Source organism: Butyricicoccus faecihominis (assembly GCF_024462775.1).
GTDB classification, from domain to species: Bacteria; Bacillota; Clostridia; order Oscillospirales; family Butyricicoccaceae; genus Agathobaculum; species Agathobaculum faecihominis_A.
Genome location: NZ_JANGCE010000007.1, coordinates 82,433 through 107,381 on the forward strand (window position 1 = coordinate 82,433; position 24,949 = coordinate 107,381).

Genomic DNA, 24,949 nt, shown 5'->3' on the forward strand with positions numbered 1-24,949 from the left:
GGATTACAGCATTTGCAGCAGCTCGATCTGCTCGCCGGAGGGGCCAGTGATGAACCAGTTTTGCAGGCCGCCGAAGGTATTCGGCAGCACTTTTTTCTCCGGCTCGGTAAATTCGATGCCGAGCGCGCGTAGGTCGGCCCCGGCGGCGTCCAAATCATCTACGTAAACGGCAAAGTGCGGGATATTGCCCTCGCTCATCGGCGCGGGCGTGGGCGACTGGATCAGTTCCAGCAGGAACCCGCCGAGATCGACGAGTGCGAGCAGCTTGTCCCCTTCCGGTGTGGAAATACTGTCGCGCTTGAACAGCGCGCCGCCGATCTTCTGGTAAAACGCGATGCTCTCGTCCATATCCTTCACATGGATCGCGATATGGCCGAGTCCCTGATAGTGTTCTTTCATTGCCATGGCAGAGTGCCTCCTTATTATGGTACTGACCCTAGTATAGCACATACGCCGCCAAAGAGCGAGAGGGTTTATCCGCTCTTTGGCGGCGTAAATCATCCCTGCTTTCAATCCGCTTTCGCGTTCAGCGTGTCCAGCAGCGCGGGCAGCGGGTGCAGATCGCGCAACACAAAATCCGCGCCGGCCGCGCGGAAGGTATCCTCCACCCGGCGGCAGGCGATTTCACGCTCGCGCACGGACAAAGCAGCGAACTCCGCTTCGGACAGGCCGAGCTCCGAGCTGCCCTCGATCACACCGACCGACCACACGCCCGCGTTCACGCCCTCGCGGATATCGGAGACCGTGTCGCCCACCTTGACGGCCCGGCGCACGCCGGTAACGCCCAGCGCTTTCAGGTTTTCAAAGATCATGTAGGGATAGGGCCGCCCCTTGCCGCCCACGCCGTCCGGACTGATCCATAGATCCGGCGCATAGCCCAGTTCGGCCGCGCGCGGCACGACAATAGCCATCATCGCATCCGTATATCCCGTGGTGGAGCCGATCTTTAGGCCCTTTGCCCGCAGCGCGGTCACGGTATCCAGCAGATCGGGCTTAGGGGCCGCGTAGCCGTCCAGAATGTCAAATAGTTTGGGCTCGAACTGAGCGTACACCGCGTTTACATCCTCTTCTGTCGCGGGGCGGCCGTGCACGGTCCGCCATACCTGTGCGATCCGCTCCATGCCCAGCATGGCGCGGATATGGTCTCGCTTGAGCATGCCCATGGGCGCGCGCGTTTCCTCCATGGTGACGGCAACGCCGAAGTGCGTGAACGCCTCGACAAAGGCGCGCACCGGGGCGAAGCAGCCGTAATCCACGGCAGTGCCCGCCCAGTCCAAAATAACAGCTTCGATCATACGGCGGCGGCCTCCTTTTGCTGCTCCGCGAGAAAATCCGCGATGATACCGGCGAGCTTTTCAATATCCTCCGGATAGATCTCTCCGATGTTGCCAATGCGGAAGGTTTCGCGCTCGGTCAGCTTACCCGGGTAGATCGCATAGCCCCGCGCCTTGATATAGTCGTAAAACTCACGAAACGCAAAGCGCACGCCGTCCGGATAGAAAAACGTGGTAATGATCGGACCTTGGCTGGCGGCGTCCACATAGGTGGCAAAGCCGAGCTGCTCCATACGACGAATGAGCAGGCGGTTGTTTGCCGCATACCGGCGGTGCCGTTCGGCCACGCCGCCCTCGGCTTCCAGCTCCTTGAGCGCCCTTGCAAAGGCAAGCACCGCGTGTGTGGGCGAGGTAAAGCGCCATTTACCGTCCGCCTCCATGCTCTTCCACTGATCGTACAGATCGAGCGAGAGCGAACGCGCCTTGCCCTCGCTCGCGATCAGCTTGTCCCGGCGGCACACGATAAAGGAAAAGCCCGGCACACCCTGAATGCATTTGTTCGCGCTGGACACCAAAAAGTCGACGCCCCACGTTTCCACCGGGATCTCCACCCCGGCGAAGGAGGACATCGCGTCCACAATAAAGGTTCGGCCAGCCGCTTGCACAGCCTTGCCCATGGACTCGATGTCGTTTAAAATGCCGCTTGTGGTCTCGCTGTGCACCATGGCGACATGCGTGATCTCCGGACGCGCTTCGAGCAGCGCCGCCACGTGCGCGGCGTCAGGCGTGCGGTCATAGCGCTGCGCATAGTGCAGAAAAGGAATGCGGGCGCGCGCGCAGATCGCGGTCATGCGCTCGCCGTAAGCCCCGTTGGAGCATATCAGCACCTTATCCGTCTCGCCCACAACGCTCGTAAGCACGCTCTCCACGCCGAAGGTGCCGCTGCCCTGCATCAGCACGGCGGTGTAATCCCGGTCCGTCACCTGCGCCAGTTCGAGCAACCGGCGGCGGATATCCTGCGTGACCGCCTTGTAATCATCATCCCAGGTGCAGCGGTCCACCAGCATTTCGCGTTTAACCGTGTCGGTCGTGGTGAGCGGCCCGGGTGTGAGAAGCTTATAGGTATTCATATCGCGGCGGCTCCTCCCTTACGGCTTGGCGCTCTCGGAAAGCGCCTGATGCTGCTGGAACAGCTCAAAGGTCAGCGGCTCCGGGAAGGTCATCGGGTGGGCGGACTGGTTTGCGGCGTCCGCGGTCTCGCCCTCGTACAGCGGGTTTGGATAGGTCTGGATGAGCGCGGCGCGGGCGTTATTGATGATGCACTGCGCCATTTCCATGGCGAGCGGGTTGGTCTGATCGCCCTTGTTGGTCACGGCCACGGACTCGGTGAGCGAAAAATTGCCCTCGGACGGATCGACATAGTCGATGGGCAGGCCGTCCTGCTTGTCAGCCACCGCCTGATGGCGCAGGCCAAAGCCGATTGCCACCTCGCCGGCGCGGCACAGCTTGAGCGGCGCGGACCCGGAGGACTCGATGTGGTCGCCCGCGTTCTGATAAATCTTTGCCAGCGTTTCGCCCGCGCCGTCCTCGCCATAGGCGGCGACCAGCGCTTGGATCAGCAGCCACGCCGTGGAGGAGGACTGGATATCGGTCACCGCAAGGTGGCCCGCATACTGCGCGTCGGTCAGATCCTTCAGGCTCGCGGGCATTGCAAGGCCGGATTCCTTCAGCATTTCAGTGTTGACGATGATCGCGCCCTCCTGCGAGGTGATGGGCGCGCAATAATCCGGAAAGGTATCGAGCGTTTTCACCTCGAAATCCAGCGGCAAAAACATATCGTTCTGTTCCTGCGCGCTTTGCACGTAGAACGTGCTCATGGTAACCAGATCGGCTTCGATATTGGCGCCCTCGGCCAGCAGCTTGCCGCCCAGTTCGGAGGTGCCGAAGGTTTCGAGCAGGTATTTGTCCGCGTAGCCGTTCGCGTCCAGCGCGTCCGTCATGGCGGTGATGGCTTCATCATCCGCGTTCGAGTAGATCACGACCTTCGCACCCGCCTCGACGTCGCCCGCGCCGGCGGAGCTGCATCCGGCAAGCGCCATGGACGCCATCGACAGAGAAAGGCCAAGGGCCAAGAGTTTTTTCAGATTCATCGGTAACAGTTTCCTTTCATACGTTCATTTCTTCTTTTTATCATTTGCAAGCCGGGAAAATACGGCTTTTGCAACAAAGTTGGTCAGCAGGATCAGCAGGGACAGTACAAAGACTTCGTTAAATTTGTTGACATACTGCAGCTGCTTGATCTTGGTAGTCAGCACCATGGTGCGCGCGCCCGCGATAAAGACCAGCGCGCTGATTGTGACCATGGCGTTGATAAAGTAATAGCTGAATACGCTGAGCAGGCTGGACACCGCGTTTGGCGTGACCACGCGCAGGATCGTTTTCAGCCAGCTATCCCCCATGAGCATCGCGGTGGTTTCCCACCCCGCGTTCATTTTGGATAGGGAGTTTTTCATCATCAGATAAGGCGTGGAAAAATAGTGGACGATGTTGCAGACCACCATCAGCGTCAGCGTATTTTGCAGCGGCGTGCCCGAAAAGGCAAAGAGAAACGCCAGACCGAGTACCATGCCGGGAATGGTGTTGGTCACCATGGCGATACTTTCCACCACGCGCTTGCACCAAGCGGGCAGCGCGCTGCGCGCCGTGATCAACGCCGCGCCGTAAGCGAGCAGCGTGCCGAACAGCGCGGTCAAAAGCGCCATCACGATCGAGTGCTGATAGACCGCGAGCAGATCGCCGTCCGCGAGCACCCCGCGTATGTGGTCAAAGGAAAAGGCGGTGCGGTACGGCCAATCCTGCACGAGCGGCACCACGAAGATGACCGCGAATACCGCCAGCATGCAAACGGAGACCGCCGTGCCGCCCAGCCCCCAGCCCACGTCGCGCACGCGGTTTTTGCGCAGGTCGGCATCTGAAATGCGGTTGTAGCGGATGTTGTACCGTTCCAGAAAGCGCATCAGGAAAATGCTCGCCACGGATGGCAGCAGCATGATCACGGCAACCACCGCGCCCCGGTTGAAATCCGGGATACCGCCGAGCATTTGGTTATACAGCACGGTCGCGATCACATCATACCGGCCGCCGACCGAAGCGGGAATGCCGAAATCCGTAAAGCAGAGGAAAAACGCCTGAATAAACGCCCCGGCCAGCGTGCCGAGCAGCGGACGCAACACCGCGATCCAGAAGGTGGAAAGATGCGGGTCGCCCATGGTCTTGGAAACGATCAGCGTTTTCTTGTCCACGTAGCACATCGTGTTGCTGATCAGCATAAAGGCCACGGGGATGGTGTAGATGACGTAGCCGATCATCAGCCCCCAAAAGCCGTAGATATTGAACAGCTGCCTGCCCAGCAGCCGCGTGATCAGCCCTTGCTTGCCGAAGGAATAGATGATGGCAAAGCCGTAAGTAATGGTGGGCAGAAACATCGGCAGCGTCGCCATGGCGCGCAGGATGCGTTTGCACCACGCGGGCAGCCCCGTATAGTGCACCGCGTAGGCCATGACAAAGGCCAGCCCCACCGCGGCCACGGCCGAGGCGGCGGACACGGCAAAGCTGTTTGCAAGCGTTTGCCCAAAGCCGCGCTGCGAAAAGACCGACAGGAAATACGAAGCGGTAACGCCCCCTTCCCCCAAAAAGGACTTAAAAAAGAGGCGTATGGTGGGAATGATAAGGAAGGCGGCAAACAAAGCCGTGATACCCGCGAAAATCAGTTTTAGTTCCCAGTTTTTACGATTCATACGGCCCCGTTACACCGCCTCGGCTGGCATCGGCGCGCGGTCGCCGAAGAGCGCGTAAATATTGTTGCGCTTAATCTCTAGCTGATTCAAAATAAACTTTTTGACAAAGTCGTTTTCCGGCTTGTGAATGATCTCCGCCGGGCGGGCGTATTGGGAAATCGTGCCTTCGTCGATGATCAGCACCCGGTCGGACAGTGTCAGCGCTTCCTCGGGATCGTGCGTGACGATGATGGTGGTTAGCTTGTATTCGCGGGCGATCGTCTTGATGCGATCCTTGATGGATTCCTTGATCACGCCGTCCAGCGCGGAAAGCGGCTCGTCCAGCAGCAGGATGCGCGGCTTCATCACCATGGTGCGCGCCAGCGCCACGCGCTGCTTTTGTCCGCCGGAAAGCTGGTCGATCCCTTTTTCCAGATGCTCGCGCAGGCCCAGCAGATCGATCAGCTCGTCTACCTCTTGCTCCGTGGACACGCCCGGCTTGTTCTTCAATCCATAGGTGATGTTTTTATAAACGTTCAGATTGGGAAACAGCGCGTAATCCTGAAACACAATATTGAATCCCCGCTTTTCCATCGGCGTATGGGTCAGGTCCTCGCCGTCGCACAGGATCTCGCCGCTGTCCGCCGCCGCGATGCCAAGGATCAGATTCAAGAGCGTGGTCTTTCCGCAGCCCGACGGCCCCAGAATGGAAACGATCTCGCCGTCGTCCACGCGGATGGAGATATCCCGCAGAACGGGCACGCCGTCGTAGGCCTTTTTGACCGATCTCAGTTCCAACATGTAAAAAGCTCCTTTCACGAGCAAGCATTTCTTCTTTGTTCCAAAGTACGTTGCTATCATACCAATGAGCGGGGCTCCCTTTCCACCGCGCCCGCTTAAACTTTGCGTAAAGCTTTGGTAAAGCGGCCACCTTTCGGAAAACAAAAAGCTCCCCCGCGGGTATTGCTTTCGCAATATCCGCGGGGGAGCTTCACAGTAAAACCGTATTTTATTTGGCAAATACCAGCGGGGAGAACAGGATGTACGCCAGAACCATAACGGCCAGCGTGATCGTGGCAAAGAGCTTGCCATGCTTCCACGGCGTCAGCTCGACCGCCTTGACGTCGTTCAGGACGAAATCGGTCTCGCGCGGACGCTTCTTGACGATGACCCACATGATGAACATGTCGACCACAAACAGCACGGCGGTAAAGTACAGATAGTGGATATCCTTCAGGAACGGAATCACGTTGCGCAGACCGAACTGAAGGGTAAAGTACAGCACCACATGCACCGGGATGATGATCTTGGGCGCGATGGTGGGCACTTTCTTCCAGAAGAAGCCGCACACCAGACAGACCAGAATAGGCGTGTTGAACGCCGCGAACATGGAGTTTACGAAGGTGGTGATACCGCCCATGTAGAGCATGAACGGCGCCATGATCGTCGATACGATGGCCACGACCGTGCCAAAGCGCTGGCCGACCTTCACCATATAGGCGTCGGAAGCCGTCGGGTTGAAGGACGGACGGTGGATATCAAGCGCGTAGATCGTGGACGCGGAGTTGAGCACCGAGTTGAACGAGGACAGGATCGCGCCGAACATTACGGCGGCGAAGAAGCCGAGAATCGGCTTGGGCATAACGTTAGCGACCAGCATCGGGTAGCCGGCGTCGCCGCTGTTGGCCTGCGCGGCGGAGCCGTACAGCATGAAAGCGATGATGCCCGGAATAACGACGATCAGAGGGGTCAGAATCTTGAGGAAACCGGCCAGTACGGCGCCCTTCTGCGCTTCCTTCAGGTTCTTAGCGCCAAAGGTACGCTGGATGATCGACTGGTTGGTGCCCCAGAAATACATGTTGTTAATGAACATACCGGTCAGAAGCAGCGGCCAGGGCATGTACGGCTCAGGCGCGTTCGCCGGGTTGATGGCGTTCATCATTTCAGGTTCGGAGTGCAGGAACACGTCCACGCCCTGCATGAAGTTGCCGCCGTGCATCTGGCCCAGCGCGATCAGGCCGAAGATCGGCACCAGCAGACCGCCGACGATCAGGCCGAGGCCGTTGATCGAGTCGGACAGCGCGATGGCCTTTAGACCGCCGAAAATCGCGTAGATCGAACCGACAAACGCGGTCGCGACACACACGACGGCGATGCAGGCGAACTCGCTCCAGCCGGTCAGGCCGGGCAGATCAAAGATGTTGGAGAACACCTGCGCGCCAGCGTACAGGATGTTCGGCAGCATGATGACGATGTAAGAAAGCAGCACGATCAGCGAGACCAGACGGCGCGTGCCCGCGTCGTAGCGCTGCTCGAAGAATTCCGGCACCGTGGTAAGGCCGGTCTTTAAGTACTTGGGCATCAGGAAGAACGCCATAACGATCAGCGCCATGGCCGCCGTTACTTCCCACGCGATCGGGCCCATGCCGACGCGCACCGCTTGTCCATTGGTACCGACGAGCTGCTCGGCGGACAGGTTGGTCATCAGCAGCGAACCGGCGATGATCGGGCCGGTCAGTCCGCGTCCCGCCAGATAGTAGCCATCCTGTGTGTCGAGGTTGTCGCCCCGGGTCTTCCACCACGAGATAAGCGCTACGAGTGCTGTAAACGCCAAGAAAGTAATCGCGGTGAACGCCATGGAATTTAGAAAACTCATTGTCTTTCCCCTTTTTTCCTTCTTATTTATATACCAAGCCGTCTCACCCTTCTCCCCCCTCAAAGGAGAAGGAACAGCTTCGTACTCCCCTTAAAGTTTTTTGCGGGCACGCGCACGCAAAAAACAAAACAGAAGACCGCCCGGCTCCCCTCTCAAAAAAACCGGCGATCTGAGAACGCGATTACGGGGCGCCCCAAAGGGCTCTCCCCCAGTTCTTTACCAATTTTACCATCTCTCGCGCCGTATTTCAAACGAAACTTTATGTCAATCTATTGTTTTGTTGGATTGCACATATTCCATATCACTTTTTTATGCAAAACAGAAGGACCCCTCATCAACAAAGCTGATGAAAGGCCCTCTGTTTTATGCAATATTCACATACTCTTGGAAAAAGTTTTCAGATACGACCCTTACTTGCCGAGAAGCTCCTTTTCGATGCGCTCGCGTGCTTCGGGCGCCTGCTTTGCCATTTTCTCCGGGAAACCGAACATGGAAACACAGGCAATATTATCGCCGCCGACCTTGGGGGCGTTCGCGCCGATCTGCTTGTTTGCAAAATCCATGTCGCGCAGCGTCTCGAAGATACCGGGGAAGTCCACGTCGCCCTCGCCCATGGCAAGATGCTGGTGGATGGTAACGTCAGCCTTGCCGCGGCCGTTGAGCCAGGGCGGATTGGCGATGTAGCGGCAATCCAGCGTCTGGTTAAAGGTATCGGCAAAGAGAACGTGGGTCAGCTCGTCGCCGCAGTACCGCAGCATCGAGCGAACGTCACCCTTGCCCTGATCGTAGAAAAAGCCGTGGGGCGAGGAGTATACATAGCCCAGATTCTTGGAGCGGAAGGATTTGACCATATCAACGGTCTCGTTGTTCAGCTCGCAGAAGTCATACGGATGGGACTGGATCTCAACGCGGATGCCTTCCTTCTCAATCAGGGGCAGCAGCTCCTCCATCGATTTGAACCACATGCCGTTGCAGATCTCGGCCTGATTGGGGTCGCCGGAAAGCTCGGTGTTGATGACCGGAACGCCCATGTTAACGGCGATCTGGATGATCTTCTTCCAGTTTTCCACCGCGAACTGACGCTGCTCCTCGGTCGGTCCGGACCAGCGGTAAACAACGATGAAGGACGAGATCTCAACGCCGGTCTCCTTCAGCGCCTGACGGTATTCCTGCTCGCACTCCTCGGAGAAGAGCGGGTGCTTGTAAAAGGGATTGATGCGCGGATGGGGGGACTGTTCGATGTACTTGTAGCCCCAGTCGGCCACCTGATGCACCATATCGTTGATCGACATCTGCTTGGCCAATACGTCTACGTCAAATGCGATTTTCATACTTTTCGTCTCCTTTGCTTATGTGGTTTGTGGTTTCCGTTTCATTGCCTCTATTGTAGCACCGCGTTTTTGACAAACCAAGCTGAAAACCGCTCTTCTCATTGACATTTTCGATTTTTTCTGTTGTAAACCAAAGGTGAAACGTGATATTATATAAAAAAGGAGCGTGAAAGTTATGGAAATTAACGAGGCCGGTGTTTCCCGGCGATCTGTGCGCTATTTTTTCACCCCTTCTTCCTATGCCGAGCGTCTGTTCTTCTATCCCACCCGGATGGGGCACTATTTCTGCGACCGGAATTATCAGTTCAGCTGCAACTGTGAGATTGCGATGGAAGCCGGCCACCGCGTCAACTATATGCTGTTTCTCGTGGTGGGCGGCCATATGGATATCGAGCTGGAGGGCGAGCGTTTTTCCGCTTCCCCCGGCGACCTTGTGCTGTTCGATTGCAAAAAGCCGCATGAATATCGCGCGCGGACCGACGAACTGGAATTTTTCTGGCTGCTGTTTAACGGCGGACAGAGCGATAGCCTGTACGGCGAGATCCTGTCGCTTCGCGGCGGGCACGTGTTTCCCTCCGGCGATCCGGCGCAGGTGCGCCTTTTATTTGAGCGGCTGATCACCTACGGGGAAATGCCGGGCCGCGGGCCCGAGCATACGCTTTCCGAGACCGTGTACGCCCTTTTGTGCGAGCTACTTGCCGCCGCCTCGGGTCCGGTCGATGATTTTGACGCGCTGATCGACCGCGCGCTCCGGTACATGGACGGACACTATAACGGCGCGCTGTCCGTGGAGGATGTCGCCGCGCACATCGGCCTGAGCGCCTCGTATTTCACCAAGCAGTTCCGCAAGCGCACGGGGTACTCTCCTTACGAATACATCAGCCTGCGCCGCATCGACCGCGCCAAGGAGCTGCTGCTCGCGGGCGGGCGCACCGTGGGACAGATCGCCTTTGAGACCGGCTTTAACAGCGAGGAAAACTTTATACGCGCCTTCAAAAAGAAGGTCGGCGTAACGCCCTCTGCTTTCCGGCAGTACCCCATCTAAGCACTCACATGACAAAAGGAGAGAACCTATGGTCTCTCCTTTTGTCATACAATCGTTACGGCAGCTGGTAAAATGCATCCTGCCTGTTTTTGGTATCGAACAGCTGGCGGTACTGGGCGATGCGGTAATCCGCAAGACTTTCTTCCGACGCCGCTTGTTGTACCTCGTGGAACGCGCCGGCCGTGTCGTAATAGCCAAAGCTGTTGATCGCGGGCACCGCCTCCCGGGCGGCAAGGCGTAACGCGTCGTAGCCGGAGGCGCCTAGCCCAAGTAGGTCGAGCGCATAGGCGGATAGATAATTGGCGCTGATTGTCACATCCTGCGCCTCCGCGATATCGTAGTTGGCCCAGATAAAAAAGGGCGTTACCATCTTTTTTTGCTCGGTCTCGCTCGTGACCGCCTGCCCCGCCCCGCCGAGCAGACTGGTATAAAACGCCGCGTCCACCTTGGGCTGGTGATCGCCAAAGAAAATGATAGCGGTCGGCTCGTCCGCGGCTTCAAAATACGCGATCAGCTCGCGCACCGCGTCGTCGCTATACCGCACGAGGGACAGGTAATTGTCCACATCGGGATATTGCCCCTCGTATTCGCCGGTCAGGTATATTTTAGGGTCAAAGTTGGGGTAATCCGCCGGAGCATAGCCGCCGTGGTTCTGCATCGTCACGTTGAAAACGAACAGCGGCTGCCCTTCGGGCTTTTTTTCATACAGCTCATAGATTTTGCGGTAATCCTCGCTGTCGCTCACGCGGTAGCGCACGCGCGCCGCGTCCTCGGCAAAGTCCTCCTCATAAAGCTGGCGGTCAAAGCCGAAGCGCTCATACACCCGGTCGCGGCTCCACGACGAAGCCAGATAGGGGTGTAGCGATACCGCCTCGTACTCCTGCCCTTTCAGGCTGGAGACCAAGGTGGGCATGGCCGCGCGGATATACATTTGGTACGGCGAACAGCCGAAGGGCAAAAAGCCCATGGTGGCGCCGGTCAAAAACTCGAATTCGGTATTGGCCGTGCCGCCGCCAAAGGTAGACACCAGCAGCTTGCCGGTGACCGTGTTTTCCTTGCCCGCGAGCGAGCGCACGTAAGGCATATAATCCTCATTGGTCGTAAACGGGCCGACATCCTCAAGATCGGCAAAGGATTCATTCATCACCACGATCAAGTTCGGCTTTTTTTCGCCGGTCTCGCCGGGATGGCTTTCCATGATCCGCGCCATGTTTTCGTCGCCGTATCCCGCGGGCTTACGCACAACGGATTCATTCGCGCAGCGCAAAAAGTAGAATATTTCGCTGTACGACCGGCTGGACTGCCAAAAGCCGATGCCGGTGCCCGTCACCCGCAGGCCGCCGCACACCAGTACCGCGAGCGCGAGCACGACCGGCAGCCGCCTTCTGGCGGGCGCGCGCCAAACGCGGCGCATGCGCCATACCGCCGTGCAAAACAGGAGCGCGGCCAACGCCGCGAGCAGCACCGATTTTTCGACCGGCACGGAATACCCCTCCGCCACATCTGCCGCCGTGCCGATGGCAAGGATATCCCCCAGCAGCACCGGCGTGCCGCGAAACAGGGTGACATAATGATCGACCAGCGCGTGTACCAGAAATACCGCCTGACCAATGCAAACTGCCAGACGCGCCCGCCCGCAAACCAAATAAAGCGCGGCATAGAGGGCCAAATAACAGAGCAGGCCCTGCCATAACGATTTTTGCATGTTGACCGTCAGGCCCTTGACCACATACTCTGTCGTCAGCAGGCTCAAAGCGGAAGCAGCGATCAGCAACGCCGCATCGTGCAGGGCGAGCAACGCGCGCTTCGCGCCGTCACGGTAAGGTCTGGCGAAGAGCGGCAGAAAGACCAAAACGCCGGTAAGGCCCGCCGTCAACCGCCAAGCGGCAAGCGAGCCGCGCCACAGCAGCGGCAGCACCAAAAGGGCGAGCAGCAGCGTCAACCCGGCCGCCACCGCGATGCGCACCTTCTTTTGGCGCGCGGTTTCCTCTTTCATCGGTACGGTTCCCTCCCTTGGGAAAACAAAGGCTGCTGCAAAGCTTTGTTTTGCAGCAGCCTATTTTATCAAGCTTCGCGGTTTACTCAGCCGCGTCTTCTTGCTCCATGCGGGTCACGGCGATCGACAGCTCGTCCAGCTGCTTGTCGTCCACCACGTCGGGGCAGCTCATCATTAGGTCGGAAGCGTTCTGCACCTTGGGGAACGCGATCACATCGCGGATGGAATCCAGCCCGGAGAGCAGCATGCACAGCCGGTCCAGACCGTAGGCCAGACCGCCGTGCGGGGGCGCGCCATAGGAAAACGCTGTAATCAGGTGGCCGAACTGCTCCTTCGCCTTCTCCTCGGTAAAGCCGAGCGCGCGGAACATTTTGGTTTGCAGCTCGGAATCGTGGATACGGATCGAACCGCCGCCCAACTCGCAGCCGTTGAGCACGATATCGTACGCCTTGGCGCGCACCTTAGCCGGATCGGTATCCAGCAGGGCGATATCCTCATCCATGGGCGCGGTAAAGGGATGGTGCTTGGCAACAAGGCGATCCTCTTCCTCGGAATACTCAAACTGCGGGAACTCGGTTACCCAAAGCAGCTTGTAATCGTCCTTTTTGGCAAGGCCAAGGCGTTTCGCCAGCTCGCAGCGCAGCGCGCCCAGCGAAACCAGCGCGGTCTCTTCCGAAGCGTCCGCGACGACGAACAGCACGTCGTTTTCGTGCATATCGGCGCGTTCCTTGATCTGCGCGATCTCCTCCTCGGTCAGGAACTTGGCAAAGGAGGAGGTCATGGCCCCATCCGCCGCAAGCTTCATCCACGCGAGGCCCTTGGCGCGGTAGGTCTTAACAAAATCGGCCAGCTTGTCGATCTCCTTGCGCGGGAACTTATCGGCATAGCCGTTTATATTGATCAGGCGCACGGTGCCGCCCGCTTCAATCGCGCCCTTAAACACGCCGAATTCGCATTTCGCGGCAATATCCGAAATATCCTTTATTTCAAAGCCAAAGCGGGTATCCGGCTTGTCGGAGCCGAAGCGGTCCATCGCTTCGCGCCATGTCAAGCGCGGCAGCGGCAGCGGGATGTCTACCCCCAGCACCTCTTGGAACACGCGGCTGATAAAGCCTTCGTTTACCGCGATCACATCGTCCTGCTCGACAAAGCTCATTTCCAGATCGATCTGGGTGAATTCGGGCTGGCGGTCGGCGCGCAGGTCCTCGTCGCGGAAGCAGCGGGTGATCTGCATGTAACGGTCGACGCCGGAGAGCATCAGCAGCTGCTTATACTGCTGGGGCGACTGCGGCAGCGCGTAGAACTTGCCCGGATGAACGCGGCTGGGCACCAGATAGTCGCGCGCGCCTTCGGGCGTGGACTTGGTCAGCATGGGGGTTTCTATTTCCAGAAAGCCGTTTTCATCAAAGTAATTGCGCGCGACCTGCGTGACGCGATGGCGCAGCATCAGGTTTTTCTGCATGGACGGACGGCGCAGATCAAGGTAGCGGTATTTCAGGCGCACCTGATCGCCGACCTCCTTGGAGTCGTCTATCTCAAACGGCGTGGTCTGCGCCTTGGAGAGGATGCGGAGTTCCTCGGCGATCAGCTCGACCTCGCCGGTCGGCATTTTCTTATTGACCGCGGCTTCATCGCGCGCGGTGAGCTTGCCGCTGACCGCCACAACGAACTCGGTGCGGCAGGTAAAGGCGATATCGAACAAACCGGCGTTCACCGATTTATCGAACGTGCACTGAATGACGCCCGCGCGGTCGCGCACGAGCAAAAACAGCACGCCGCCGTTATCGCGCACACGGTCGACCCAGCCGTTGACCGTGACGGTCCGCCCCGCGTCCGAAAGGCGCAGGTCGCCGCACATATGCGTGCGCTTCATACCCGAAATAGAGGTTTCCATATTGATATCATTCCTTGTTTTGAGAATTTTCTTCATCATTGCCGTGCAAAGCGCGTACCACGTAGATTCCTTGGCCCACTATCAGCAAAATAACGTGCGATTTCATCCGCTTATCCCTTGTCGACGATCACCGTACCCGCGTTCTTCGCGGCAAGACCGTTTTGGATGCGCTGAACGGCTTCGTCAAAGCCGACGGAGACCTGCTCGCCGGACGCCATATCCTTGACGGCGTACACCTGACCCGCGATCTCATCCTCGCCGAGGAAAATAACATACGGGATACTCAGCTTGTCCGCGTAGCCGATCTTGGCCTTGAATTTTTTCTGCTCGCCGTAAAGCTGCGCGCGAACGCCCGCCTGCCGCAGCCCCGTCGCCAGCGCGATCGCGGGCGCGAGGTCGTCCGTCATGGGCAGGATGAGCACATCGGCCGGGGCGGTCAGGCTTTCGCCGTTCAAATAGCCCTGCTCGCCAAGCACATAGAACAGCCGGGTCAGGCCGATCGAAATGCCGACGCCCGGAAGCTGCTTATCGGTATAGTATTCCGCCAGATTATCGTACCGGCCGCCCGAACAGATCGAGCCGATCTCCGGATGGTCGAGCATGGTGGTCTCGTACACGGTGCCGGTGTAATAATCCAGCCCGCGCGCGATGGTCAGGTCGATCTCAAAATGGTCGGCGGGCACGCCGAAGGCCGCCATATAGGTCGCGACGGTCTTAAGCTCGTCCGCGCCGGCGTCAAACACTTCGTTCCTGCCCCGATAAGCTTCCAGCGCGGCAAGAATGCCCTCGGTGCCGCCGGGCGTCGCGATAAAGGCCAAAAGCTCGTCCGCTGTTTCTGCGGATACGCCGAAGTCCTCGGTCAGAATCTCTTTTACCTTTGCCGCGCCGATCTTCTCCAGCTTATCGACCGTGCGCATCACGTCGCCCGCTTTTTCGGTCAGTCCCAAAATGGCGAAAAAGCCGTTGAGCACCTTGCGGTTGTTGATGCGGATCTTGAAGCGCTTTAAGCCGAGCGTGGAAAACGTCCGGTAGATAATGCTCGGCACCTCGGCTTCGTTCACGATATCGAGCTTGCCGTCGCCGATCACGTCGATATCGGCCTGATAAAACTCGCGGAAACGGCCGCGCTGCGCGCGCTCGCCGCGATAGACCTTGCCGATCTGGTAGCGGCGGAACGGGAACGTCAGCTCGCCGTAATGCTGGGCCACGTATTTGGCCAGCGGCACGGTCAGATCAAAGCGGAGGGAAAGATCGCTGTCCCCCTTCTGGAAACGGTAGATCTGCTTCTCCGTTTCGCCGCCGCCCTTGGCAAGCAGCACCTCGGAGGATTCGATCAGCGGTGTATCGAGCGGATAAAAGCCGTAAAGCGCGTAGGTTTCGCGCAGCACCTGCATGATGCGCTCCATTTGCATCTGCGGCGCGGGCAGCAGCTCCATAAAGCCGGATAGGGTTCTTGGTTTTACTTTATCCATAATCTGTCGTTCTCCTGTTTTGCATCAAAACGCCCCCCATTCGGAGGGCGCTGAATAAATTTCGTAATGTGCCGTTCCGGGACAGGGGCAGAGACCGCCGCAAGAAACCCGGAAGGACAGTTTACGTTGTTAGCGATTTTTGGGATTGACGATATTACGCCAATCGAGGTCGCCGCGGTCAAGGCCAAGGATCAGCATTTCCGCGGTGGCGGAATTGGTCGCGATCGGGATGTTATGCATATCGCACAGGCGCGCGATCGCGTGCACATCGGGCTCGTACTGGGCGTTGGTCATGGGGTCGCGGAAAAACAGAACAAGGTCGATTTCGTTGTAGGCCACACGAGCGGAGATTTGTTCCTCGCCGCCCTGCATGCCCGCAAGACATTTTTCGATTTTAAGGCCGGTTGCCTCTTCTACGAATTTACCGGTCGTGCCGGTAGCGCATATATTGTGCTTTGCCAGAATACCGCAGTAAGCCATACAGAACTGAACCATCAGTTCCTTTTTGCGGTCATGTGCGATCAGCGCTACGTTCATATGCGATCCATCCCCTTTCAGACTTGTCTGAAGCGTCGGCGATACGGAGCCGATCTTTAGATTTTCATTAGCGGTACGCGCTCGCCTTCGAGCCGCCGCGCGATGTTGGAAAAGGCGCGCGCCGCGCCGGTATGCTTGATGGAAAGGATGCTGTTGCCGCGGTTTGAGCACGCGATGATATCCTCGTCCTCAGGCACGATGCCGAGCAGCGGCAGCCCGGCGCCATCCATGGCGTCGTCGATATTGTCCGCCTTGCCGCTGCGGATCAGCTGCGGGCGAACACGATTGAGAATCATACGTATACGGGCAATGCAATATTCCTCTTCCAGCTTACGCGCGCAACGCTCCGCGCCGCGGATACAGGCGCTGTCCGGCGTGGTGACGATAATGGCCTGCGTTGCAATGTGAGCGGAAAAGGAAAGCTCAGCCGGAAGACCGGCCGGGCCGTCGATCAACAGGTACTCAAAGCCTGCTTCCTCCGCTTGCACGGCAAGTTGCTCCATGCCGCGCTCGCTGAGTGCGGGCAGCGCGACCGGCGCCGTCAGCAGGCTCAGTCTTTCATATGTGGGGTGATGCGCGATCGCATCCGCAAGCGGCACCGCGCCGCCCGCCACATCGGCAAAGGAATAAACCACGCGGTCGGACATGCCGAGCGCGATGTCGAGATTTCGCAGGCCACAGTCTCCGTCGATCAGGAGCACACGGCGGCCGAGCAGCGACAGCGCCGCGCCCGCGCCCGCGGTAAAGGAGGTCTTGCCCGTGCCTCCCTTGCCGGATGCAACCAATATGACTTTCAACATAACGCCTCCGAAGCTAAAAATCTATGTGTATCATTATACACGAGAAAACCACAATTTACAAGCGTTTCAGCAAATATTTACGCCTGTTGCGTCGAAGCGGCGCGGCATGGGGCGCTTAGTTTAAAAGCGCGTTCTCCTTCTCCACCGTTTCCACTAAATCCGGCTCGGTCTTGAAGTAGGCGTCGAAAATATCGCGCACGACCGGGGCGACCGACGCGCCGTGCTGCGCGGCCTCGCCCACCACGCACACCGCGATCTGCGCATCCTCAAACGGACCAAAGGCCACAAACACACCGTTGGACTTTTCCGGGTCGTTGGTTTCCGCCGTACCGGTCTTGCCTCCGATCTTGATCGGATAATCGGCGAACACGGTGGCGGCGGTGCCGCCCTCGGCGGTAACCTCGGCCATGCCGGTCATAACGGTATCGCGCGTCTTGTCTGAAAAGGTGACATTGCCGAGGACCTCCGGCTCATCGGTCTTGACGACCTCGCCGTAATCGTAGCTCTTCACGTTTTTGACCAGCGTCGGCTTATAGACCGTGCCGCCGTTGACGACCGCCGCAATATAATTGCATAGCTGCAAGGGCGTGAACCAGTTGTCCGACTGGCCGATGGCCGCCTGCACGTCGTCGCCGCCCTGCCACTCGCGCAGCGTCGGGTCGTTATCCAGCATTTTTTCGCGGGTTTCCGGGCCGGCGGCCTGACCTGCCGCCTCGCCCACCTCAATACCGGTCACCTGACCCAGACCAAAACTTTTGCACCATTTTTCAAGCGCCGCGCCCGTCAGCTGCTGGCCTACGTTGTAGAAGAATGTGTTGCACGAATATTTGATCGCGTTGACCACATCATAGGTAGCCGGATGCTCATGGTTATTACACTCAAATTTCTGTCCGCCGTATTCAAAAACGCCCGTACAGGTAAACGATGTGTTTTCATCGATCACGCCGGTCTCCAGCGCCGCGATGGCGGAAAGCACCTTAAAGGTGGAACCCGGCGCGTACAGACCGCTGGTGGCGCGGTTGGTAAAGGGCTTTCGGCTATCCTTTTCCAACTCCTCAAACTCTTTGTTAAAGGTCGCGAGGTTATAGGTCGGATACGAGGCCATGGCCAGCACCTCGCCCGAGTGCATGTCGAGCACGACGGCCGCGCCGCCGTGGCCGTAGCCGGACACATTCTCCGCCAGCGACTGCTCCGCCGCTTTTTGCAGCTCCAGATCGATGGTGAGCACCACGTTGTTGCCCGGCTCGGGCGCGTAGGAATTCGTTTGTCCACTGAGATTATCGCCGCCGAGCGTGGTCTCCACCGTGGCGGAACCGGAGGTGCCGTGCAGGTAGGATTCCATCGCCTTTTCAATGCCGGAATCGCCTACCGAATCGTTCAAGTTGTAGCCCGGGACATTTTGATAGCCTGAATTGCCATCCGTGCCATACCAGTCCTCGGTCCACATCGGGTGAACGGTGCCAAGCAGGTGCGCGGCGTATTCGGTATCATATTGCCGCACGGACTCGGTCTGAAAATCAACGCCCGCGTACTTTTTGTGGTTTTCCTTTACCTTTGCGATCAGGTCGACCGTGACATCGGTCGCCAACGTAAAGTTTTGCCGCATATCAAAGCCGACCGTGCGCATGCTGTAATAAAGGCCGACCACCGTACGCACATCCTGCTGGGAATAAGTATCCGGCAATTTCAAATACACCCGCATGGCTTCGATAAACTCGGGCGCGGTCGCGGTATTGCCGACATGGATCTTGTTTTCGCTTTCCGCCATATACTTACGCAGCTTTGTCATTGCCTCATCCGCGTTTTCCGCCGTAAAGGTATAGGGCGCGGTTTTTGAGATCGGCATCACGTCCTTGACTTCGCCGCCGTCCGCTTCGACCATGCGCGTCAGCTCCAGCAGGCGGTCGAATTGGCCCTCGGTCTGCCAGTTAGAATAGGTCAGCACCATGGAAAAGGCCGTGCGGTTGGTCACGAGAGGACGGCCGTAGCGATCCAGTATTTCGCCGCGCGCGGCGGAGACCGTCGTGATCGTCGTCAGGTGCACCGCTGCCTTTTTCACGTTTTCCTCGCCGTGGACTAGCTGCAACTGCGTCAGCTTCCATCCGGCGAGCGAGGCGCACACCAGAAGCACGCAGGCAAGCGCGATCAAGCGGCGCAGCAGTTGATTTTTATTCACCATTGAAAAAAGACCTCACAAATCAGCTCCGAAAACTTATCTGGACTCGAATTTTTTGCTTATTTTCTTCACCGGCGCGTATACCAGAAAGCTGAGCGCCGCCGTGAGCACCGCGCCGCCGAACACCTGCTGCATCACCAGCCCGAACGAAGCCCCGTGCATGGGCAGCAGGTAGCAAAAATAGCGCAAAAGCCCTATCAGAATCATTTCACCGGCGGAAAGCATCATCATCGATACATAGTTGCGGCTGAGCGTGAGCCTGCTGAGCGAGCCCGCGATAAAGCCGAACAGTAAAAAGAAGATGGGATAGACCCCGTCGATGCCGACAAAGCCCAAATCGTACAAAACGCCCACCGCAACGCCCATGATAACGCCTTCGACCGGACCGTCCAACAGGGCGGCCGCCGCGACGAAGCACGGCAGCAGGTCGATATGAAAGCCGCGCACCGAGAAGTAGCGGCCCCAGCTGCTTTGCAGCGCAAAATACACGACCGCCAACAGAATATATAATAAATTTTTAGGAATGGATACCTGTTCTCTCTGCATGCTTTTTTACTCCGTGATCGTGTAGTCGGTGATGATGGACACGCTTGTCACCGTATCCACATTGACAAACGGCTTGATGACCGCGTAATAGGAAATACCGTTTTCCTCGGTCAGCACGCTTTCGACCGTGCCGATCATCACGCCCTTGGGGAACACGCCGCCGCGGCCCGAGGTTTCCACCGTGTCGCCGATGACAATGTCCGCATCCTCCTTCAAATAGGAAAGGCGCAGGTTGCCCTCGCTCATCATGTCGTAGTTGCCTTCGGCAATGGCGGCTTCGCGCGTGCGCGTAACCAGCGCGCCGCACTGCATTTCCACATCCACCACGGTCGTAACGGTACAATAGTTGGACGCGACCTGACTGACATAGCCGACCATGCCGTCCTCTGTCGTGACAAGATCGTTCACCTCGACCCCGTGGGAGGTACCCTTGTCGAGCGTCAGCGTCATGGCCCAGTCGCCCGGGTTGCGGCCTATTACCTCGGCGGTCTGCTGCGTCAGGTCGCGGCTGCGCTCGGCGCGGCCCAGTTCCTGCCGCAGGCGGTCGTTTTCATCCAGCGCGATCTGTGCGTCGCGCACCTTCTGTTCCATTTCGCGCACCTGTTTTTTCAGGCTTTCGTTTTCAGCCTTCAGGTCGTCCACTTCAAAAAAATATTCGTGCCCCTTGCCAAATAGCCCGGTAATGCCGGTGCCCAGCCTTTGGATCGGCGTTACGACCATGCCGGCCAGCTTTGTCACAGGCGACGGATTGCCCGTCACGCCGCTATATAACGCGGAAAGCACGCAGATCGCTATGATCGCGGCGATCACGACAACAAAGCGCGAGGTTATGTTCTTCCTACGCAAGAATTGATTGCTCCCTTCGAGTTAAGTTCGATCAAAAGCCGCGCCTTACGCGGCCCTTGCTACACGGCAACGCCGAGATCGCGGAGGATGCGGTTCAGGCCTGCGACAGGCAGGCCCATCACGCTGTAGTAATCGCCGGCGATGCCTTCGATCAGCAGCGCGCCGTGGCCCTGAATCCCGTAAGCGCCCGCTTTATCGAGCGGCTCGCCGGTGGCCAGATACTTTTCCAGCTCATCCTCATCAAAGGCGCGAAAGGTAACGAGCGTGCGCGTCAAAAGCGTTCTCGTTTCCCCAATGGGCGGCTGCACGGCAAGGCCGGTCAGCACCTCGTGCGTGCGGCCGCGCAGCATGCGCAGCATTTCGCGGGCGCGGCCGGGTCCCTCCGGCTTGCCGAGCGCGATCCCGTCGATCGTTACGAGCGTATCCGAGCCAATGCAATACGCATTTGGGTACGCTTCATGCGCCTTTTCCGCTTTTCCGCGCGACAGGCGCACGACCTCCTGCCCCAACGGCGCGCCGGGCAAAAGCGTTTCATCCGTGTCCATCGGGGCCACGGTAAAGTTTTCGGTGATCAGCCCGAGCAGCTCGCGCCGCCGTGGCGAAGCCGATGCTAATATGAGTTCCATACATACCCCTTGCTATCCCTGTGATAATTAGTAATGAGGAATTAGTAGTTAGTAATTGGATAGGTAGGAATTGAAGGAGGTCGACCATAGGCCGATATTGAAATTACCGCGCGGCGCGCGGGACCGCAATTCCTAATTCCTAACTAATTTGTCCGTCACTCTACTCCCCTGTGGTAAAGGCCGCGCGTAAATTCACCCGCGGGCGCTTCGCCCGCGACAAACGACCGCGCGATGCGCGCGCAAGTCTCCGGCGATTCCACAGTAAACAGCAGCCGCCCATAGGTGACGCCCGCGCGGGCGGGCGGCTCGTCCCAGCAGAGGGCGCGGCTGTTGAGCAGCGTATTCCGGCAGCCAAACTCCGGCAGCAGGGCGAATTTCTGGCCCTTGCGGTCGGTCAACTCGGTCACGCCGTTTTTACACGCGCATTTGCCGCCGTGGCGGCGGCGTATCGCGCAGTTTTCAAAAACCATCAGCGGCAAAAAGCCGTAAACGATCATTTCGGTCTCAAGCGGACCGCATAGATCGCGCAGCTGCGCCTGCCGCAGCTCAAACGAAAGCGTTTGGCGCGAAACCCCGCGCGCCGCCAGCACCGCGAGCGTTTCGCTGTTAAAGGCGTTCAGCCCAAAATCGCCGCAAACGGTAAGGCCCAGCCGCCGCGCGAGCGCGAGCTGGCCGAGATTGCCGATCATCACGGTATCCGTGCCCTTTTCCATCGCGCTGCCCAGCAGGCGTTCGATCTCGGGCTGCTCGCGATCGGAAAAGACGCGCGGCAGGATAGCGGGCAGGCCGGTCTCGGCCGCGACCGCGAGCGGCGCGTAGATCGCCGTAAGTCCCAGCTCTGCAAGCGCCCGCGCCTGCTCCCCCGTCCTAACGGAAGCGGTAAAGCCCGCGAACGGCTGTTGCTTGTCCATGGATAACGGAGCGGCCGCGTCCTGCCAGCGCCGTTCCGGCGGCGCCAAACGGCGCGCCATCAGCTTTTCAAGCGCTTCACGCCGCAGGGCGTTCAGGCGCGCGGCGGACAGCATCAGCCCTTCGGGCAGATCAATTTCCAATTTTTCAGCATAAAAAGGCGTGCCGCCGGTTTTGCGCAGCGCCTTTTCCACGGTCTCCACGGTCGCGGGGCGGTTGATCGCCCGCGGCACCTCGTCCAAATCGACAGCGGCGGCGCCGTGCGTTCCATCCTCCACAGAAAGCGAAATTCCGCTTTCCGCCGCCGAAAAACGCAGCGCGACCGGAACAAGCGGCGCTTCCCTGCCCTGCGCAAAGCGGCTCGCTGCTTCGTCATACAGGCTTTGCACCTCATGCAGCGGCACCTCGGTTTTGGTGCCGAACATCGCGTCGCCTTTTTCGCCGGTCAGGTAGCCGTCGGTAAAGCCGTCCCTCGAAAAGACACGGCGCAGCGTGTCGCGCTCGGCTTCGGTCGGCGCGCGGTTTTCACGCAGCAGCGCGGCGTAGATCGCGGTGACAATATAGGTATATTCCGGCCGTTTCATACGCCCTTCGATCTTGAGGGAGCAAACGCCCAGCTTTTTCAGTTCACAAACATGGTCGGCCAGCGACAAATCCTTCAGCGACAGCGGATAGCCGCCGCTCATCGGCAGGCGGCAAGGCTGGGCGCACAGGCCCCGGTTGCCCGAACGTCGGCCGATCACGGCGGACAGATAACACTGACCCGAATAGCACATGCACAAAGCGCCGTGCACGAATACCTCGGTCTCCACACCGGCGTTTTCTGTAATCAGGCTCACTTCGTCAAGCGAGCATTCGCGCGAGAGGACAACCCGGGAAAAACCGAGTTCCTTTGCTTCCCGCGCGCCGTCCAGCGTGTGTACGGTCATTTGCGTGGAGGCATGCAGGTCCAGATCCGGCGCGTGCCGCCGAAGCAGGCTCGCCAGACCCAAATCCTGCACGATCAGCGCGTCCGCGCCCGCCTCGTACAGGAATTTTGCGTCGTTCAGCGCGCCGGACAGCTCGCGGTCGGTGGTCAGTATGTTGAGTGTGATATTGGTTTTTACGCCGCGCGCGCGGCAATAGGCGATTGCTTCCGCCATTTCATCCTGTGAAAATCCCTTGGCGCTGCGGCGCGCGTTAAACGAGCCGTAACCCATATACACCGCGCCCGCGCCCGCCTGCACGGCGGCGCGCACGCTTTCCGGCGCGCCAGCGGGAGAAAGCAGTTCCGGAAAGCTCATTTGCGGCGCTGGTTCTGGCCGCGCAGACGATCCAGCTGGCTGCGCAGCGCGCTAAGCTCGCTTTCGGCCACGCGAAGCTTGGCTTCGGCTGCCTCGGCGGCCTTTTTGGCTTTGATATATTCATCCGCGAGGTTGATCGTCGCGAGCGCGAAGGCGCGCGTCGTCGCAAAGCTCTCCGAACCGCCGCATTCCGTGATCGTCTGCCGGGCGAGTTCGGCCACCTCGTTCATATACTCCTCGGACTCCTCGGCCAGCATGGTATAGTGCTGCCCTGCGATCTGGATGGTGACACGGTTTGCCATTTTTATCTCTTCCTTTCGCATCAGGTCATAAAGGCATATTTCGATAAAATATAGTATAGCACAATCTTTTCTCTTTGGAAACAAAAAAAACCACCTTCTTACAGCAGCCAACAAGAAAAGTTGCGAAAAACGGCTGAGTATGATACACTGACTGTTGGATTAAACCGTAAATCGAATATTAGGATAGGATCGAACAAAATGGAAATCAACGGACAAGAAGTTACCGAAACCGTAAGCTACGCCGAGCTGGGGCTTTCCCCGGCCATCATGCGCGCGCTGGATAAAAAGGGCTATCAAGTCGCCACCCCCGTGCAGGGCGGCGCGATCCCGTTTTTTATGGACTGGAAGGACGTCATCGCCAAAGCGCCCACCGGCACGGGCAAGACCTTTGCCTTTGGCATTCCCATGGTCGAGCACATCGACCCTGAACTGAAAGAAACGCAGGCGCTCGTGCTCGCCCCCACCCGGGAACTCGCTTTGCAGATCGTGGCCGAGCTGCGCGGCCTGCATGAATTTAAAAAAGGCGTGCGCACCGTTTGTCTCTACGGCGGCGCGCCGATCGCCGGCCAGATCACGGCCCTGCATCAGCACCCGCAGATCATCGTGGCCACCCCGGGGCGGCTGATGGATATGATGAAGCGCGGCGCCGCCCGGCTGGACAAGGTGCAAACCGTCGTACTGGACGAGGCCGACCGCATGCTGGACATGGGCTTTGTGCAGGATGTGACCCGTATTTTGGACGCCATGCCCCAGCGCCGCAATCTAGGCATGTTCTCCGCCACCATCTCGCGCGAGGTGATGGATATCTCGTGGGTATACCAGCGCGACCCGGCGGAGATCACCGTTCCTGCCGTGGATGAAAACAAGCCGGACATCCAGCAGTACCGCATCGACCTTGGCTGGAACGTCAAAACCGAACTGACCGCAAGGCTTTTGGAAGCGGGCGAATATGAACGCGCCCTGATCTTCTGCAACACCAAGACCATGTCCGACCGGCTGACCGCGCTGTTAAAGCTGCAGGGCATTGAGGCGGACTGCATCCATGGCGACATCCGCCAGCGCGACCGCGAAAAAACGCTGGGCCGTTTCCGCGACGGCAAGCTGCGCGTGCTGGTCGCCACCGACGTGGCCGCGCGCGGATTGGATATCGACGATGTCGACGTGGTGTTCAACTACGACGTACCCGAGGAAAACGAATATTACGTGCACCGCATCGGCCGCACCGGCCGCGCCAAGCGGCACGGCGTTTCCTACACGCTCATCACCTCCATCGCGGAGAGCATCCGTATGGACGATATCGAGCGCAGCACCGGCAACGAGGTCGCCCGCCTGAAATACGAGGACGGCACCCTGCTTGAGATGGAAAACTAGCTTTTAATTAGGAATAAGCTGTTGCAAAAAAGGGGCTGTAAAATAAGTTCTTACAATGAATAGAAAACTGTTGCAAAGCGAAGAATGCTACCAATTTTGTCATTCTGAG

21 protein-coding genes are annotated in these 24,949 nt (G+C 58.5%); 2 read left to right on the forward strand and 19 right to left on the reverse strand.

Annotation, left to right across the window (positions count from 1 at the left end; translation table 11 throughout):
* Positions 1-3 precede the first annotated feature (3 nt).
* The 8 genes from NE562_RS05985 to NE562_RS06020 form a co-directional block, all read right to left on the reverse strand.
* Positions 4-405 (reverse strand): VOC family protein, encoded by a 402-nt coding sequence (locus NE562_RS05985; RefSeq protein WP_280961497.1) that lies wholly within the window; start codon positions 403-405, stop codon positions 4-6.
* A 104-nt stretch (positions 406-509) separates the two neighbouring features.
* Positions 510-1,295: a phosphonoacetaldehyde hydrolase gene (gene phnX, locus NE562_RS05990; RefSeq protein ID WP_280961498.1), complete on the reverse strand. Its 786-nt coding sequence runs from the start codon at positions 1,293-1,295 to the stop codon at positions 510-512.
* On the reverse strand, positions 1,292-2,404 hold the full coding sequence (gene phnW, locus NE562_RS05995; protein ID WP_280961499.1) for a 2-aminoethylphosphonate--pyruvate transaminase: 1,113 nt from the start codon (positions 2,402-2,404) through the stop codon (positions 1,292-1,294). The genes phnX and phnW overlap by 4 nt, the downstream gene beginning before the upstream one ends.
* 18 nt (positions 2,405-2,422) lie before the next feature.
* Positions 2,423-3,424 (reverse strand): extracellular solute-binding protein, encoded by a 1,002-nt coding sequence (locus NE562_RS06000; RefSeq protein WP_280961500.1) that lies wholly within the window; start codon positions 3,422-3,424, stop codon positions 2,423-2,425.
* Positions 3,425-3,448: 24 nt separating this feature from the next.
* Positions 3,449-5,071, reverse strand: a complete 1,623-nt coding sequence (locus NE562_RS06005) for an ABC transporter permease subunit (RefSeq protein ID WP_280961501.1) — start codon at positions 5,069-5,071, stop codon at positions 3,449-3,451.
* Positions 5,072-5,080: 9 nt separating this feature from the next.
* Positions 5,081-5,851 carry an ABC transporter ATP-binding protein gene (locus NE562_RS06010; protein WP_280961502.1) on the reverse strand — a complete coding sequence of 257 codons (771 nt, stop codon included), beginning with the start codon at positions 5,849-5,851 and terminating at the stop codon, positions 5,081-5,083.
* A gap of 208 nt (positions 5,852-6,059) precedes the next feature.
* Positions 6,060-7,706, reverse strand: coding sequence for a solute:sodium symporter family transporter (locus NE562_RS06015; protein ID WP_280961503.1), 1,647 nt, complete (start codon positions 7,704-7,706; stop codon positions 6,060-6,062).
* A 410-nt stretch (positions 7,707-8,116) separates the two neighbouring features.
* Positions 8,117-9,037 carry a sugar phosphate isomerase/epimerase family protein gene (locus NE562_RS06020; RefSeq protein WP_280961504.1) on the reverse strand — a complete coding sequence of 307 codons (921 nt, stop codon included), beginning with the start codon at positions 9,035-9,037 and terminating at the stop codon, positions 8,117-8,119.
* Positions 9,038-9,212: 175 nt separating this feature from the next.
* Between NE562_RS06020 and NE562_RS06025 the strand changes: the two genes are divergently transcribed.
* Positions 9,213-10,082 (forward strand): helix-turn-helix transcriptional regulator, encoded by an 870-nt coding sequence (locus tag NE562_RS06025; RefSeq protein ID WP_280961505.1) that lies wholly within the window; start codon positions 9,213-9,215, stop codon positions 10,080-10,082.
* A gap of 55 nt (positions 10,083-10,137) precedes the next feature.
* Here NE562_RS06025 and NE562_RS06030 read toward each other — a convergent pair whose 3' ends face one another.
* The 11 genes from NE562_RS06030 to NE562_RS06080 form a co-directional block, all read right to left on the reverse strand.
* Positions 10,138-12,078 carry an LTA synthase family protein gene (locus NE562_RS06030; RefSeq protein WP_280961506.1) on the reverse strand — a complete coding sequence of 647 codons (1,941 nt, stop codon included), beginning with the start codon at positions 12,076-12,078 and terminating at the stop codon, positions 10,138-10,140.
* An 82-nt stretch (positions 12,079-12,160) separates the two neighbouring features.
* Positions 12,161-13,972, reverse strand: a complete 1,812-nt coding sequence (gene aspS, locus NE562_RS06035) for an aspartate--tRNA ligase (RefSeq protein ID WP_280961520.1) — start codon at positions 13,970-13,972, stop codon at positions 12,161-12,163.
* A gap of 110 nt (positions 13,973-14,082) precedes the next feature.
* A complete protein-coding gene (gene hisS / locus NE562_RS06040) occupies positions 14,083-15,444 on the reverse strand; it encodes a histidine--tRNA ligase (RefSeq protein ID WP_280961507.1) in 1,362 nt (453 codons plus the stop codon).
* A gap of 129 nt (positions 15,445-15,573) precedes the next feature.
* Positions 15,574-15,981, reverse strand: coding sequence for a methylglyoxal synthase (locus tag NE562_RS06045; protein ID WP_280961508.1), 408 nt, complete (start codon positions 15,979-15,981; stop codon positions 15,574-15,576).
* Positions 15,982-16,037: 56 nt separating this feature from the next.
* On the reverse strand, positions 16,038-16,781 hold the full coding sequence (locus tag NE562_RS06050) for a P-loop NTPase (protein WP_280961509.1): 744 nt from the start codon (positions 16,779-16,781) through the stop codon (positions 16,038-16,040).
* A 115-nt stretch (positions 16,782-16,896) separates the two neighbouring features.
* Positions 16,897-18,960, reverse strand: a complete 2,064-nt coding sequence (locus tag NE562_RS06055) for a penicillin-binding transpeptidase domain-containing protein (RefSeq protein ID WP_280961510.1) — start codon at positions 18,958-18,960, stop codon at positions 16,897-16,899.
* A gap of 33 nt (positions 18,961-18,993) precedes the next feature.
* Positions 18,994-19,503 (reverse strand): rod shape-determining protein MreD, encoded by a 510-nt coding sequence (gene mreD / locus NE562_RS06060; protein ID WP_280961511.1) that lies wholly within the window; start codon positions 19,501-19,503, stop codon positions 18,994-18,996.
* Between the two features lie 6 nt (positions 19,504-19,509).
* Positions 19,510-20,349 carry a rod shape-determining protein MreC gene (gene mreC / locus NE562_RS06065; protein ID WP_280961512.1) on the reverse strand — a complete coding sequence of 280 codons (840 nt, stop codon included), beginning with the start codon at positions 20,347-20,349 and terminating at the stop codon, positions 19,510-19,512.
* Positions 20,350-20,408: 59 nt separating this feature from the next.
* Entirely contained in the window at positions 20,409-20,975 is a 567-nt protein-coding gene (locus NE562_RS06070; RefSeq protein WP_280961513.1) for a Maf family protein, read from the reverse strand.
* Positions 20,976-21,130: 155 nt separating this feature from the next.
* Positions 21,131-23,167 (reverse strand): U32 family peptidase, encoded by a 2,037-nt coding sequence (locus tag NE562_RS06075; protein ID WP_280961514.1) that lies wholly within the window; start codon positions 23,165-23,167, stop codon positions 21,131-21,133.
* The gene (locus NE562_RS06080) at positions 23,164-23,469 is read right to left on the reverse strand and encodes a cell division protein ZapA (protein WP_280961515.1); all 306 of its coding nucleotides are present in this window, start codon (positions 23,467-23,469) and stop codon (positions 23,164-23,166) included. The genes NE562_RS06075 and NE562_RS06080 overlap by 4 nt, the downstream gene beginning before the upstream one ends.
* 198 nt (positions 23,470-23,667) lie before the next feature.
* On the opposite strand from NE562_RS06080, the gene NE562_RS06085 reads away from it, so the two are divergent.
* On the forward strand, positions 23,668-24,840 hold the full coding sequence (locus tag NE562_RS06085; protein ID WP_280961516.1) for a DEAD/DEAH box helicase: 1,173 nt from the start codon (positions 23,668-23,670) through the stop codon (positions 24,838-24,840).
* Positions 24,841-24,949: the final 109 nt, after the last annotated feature.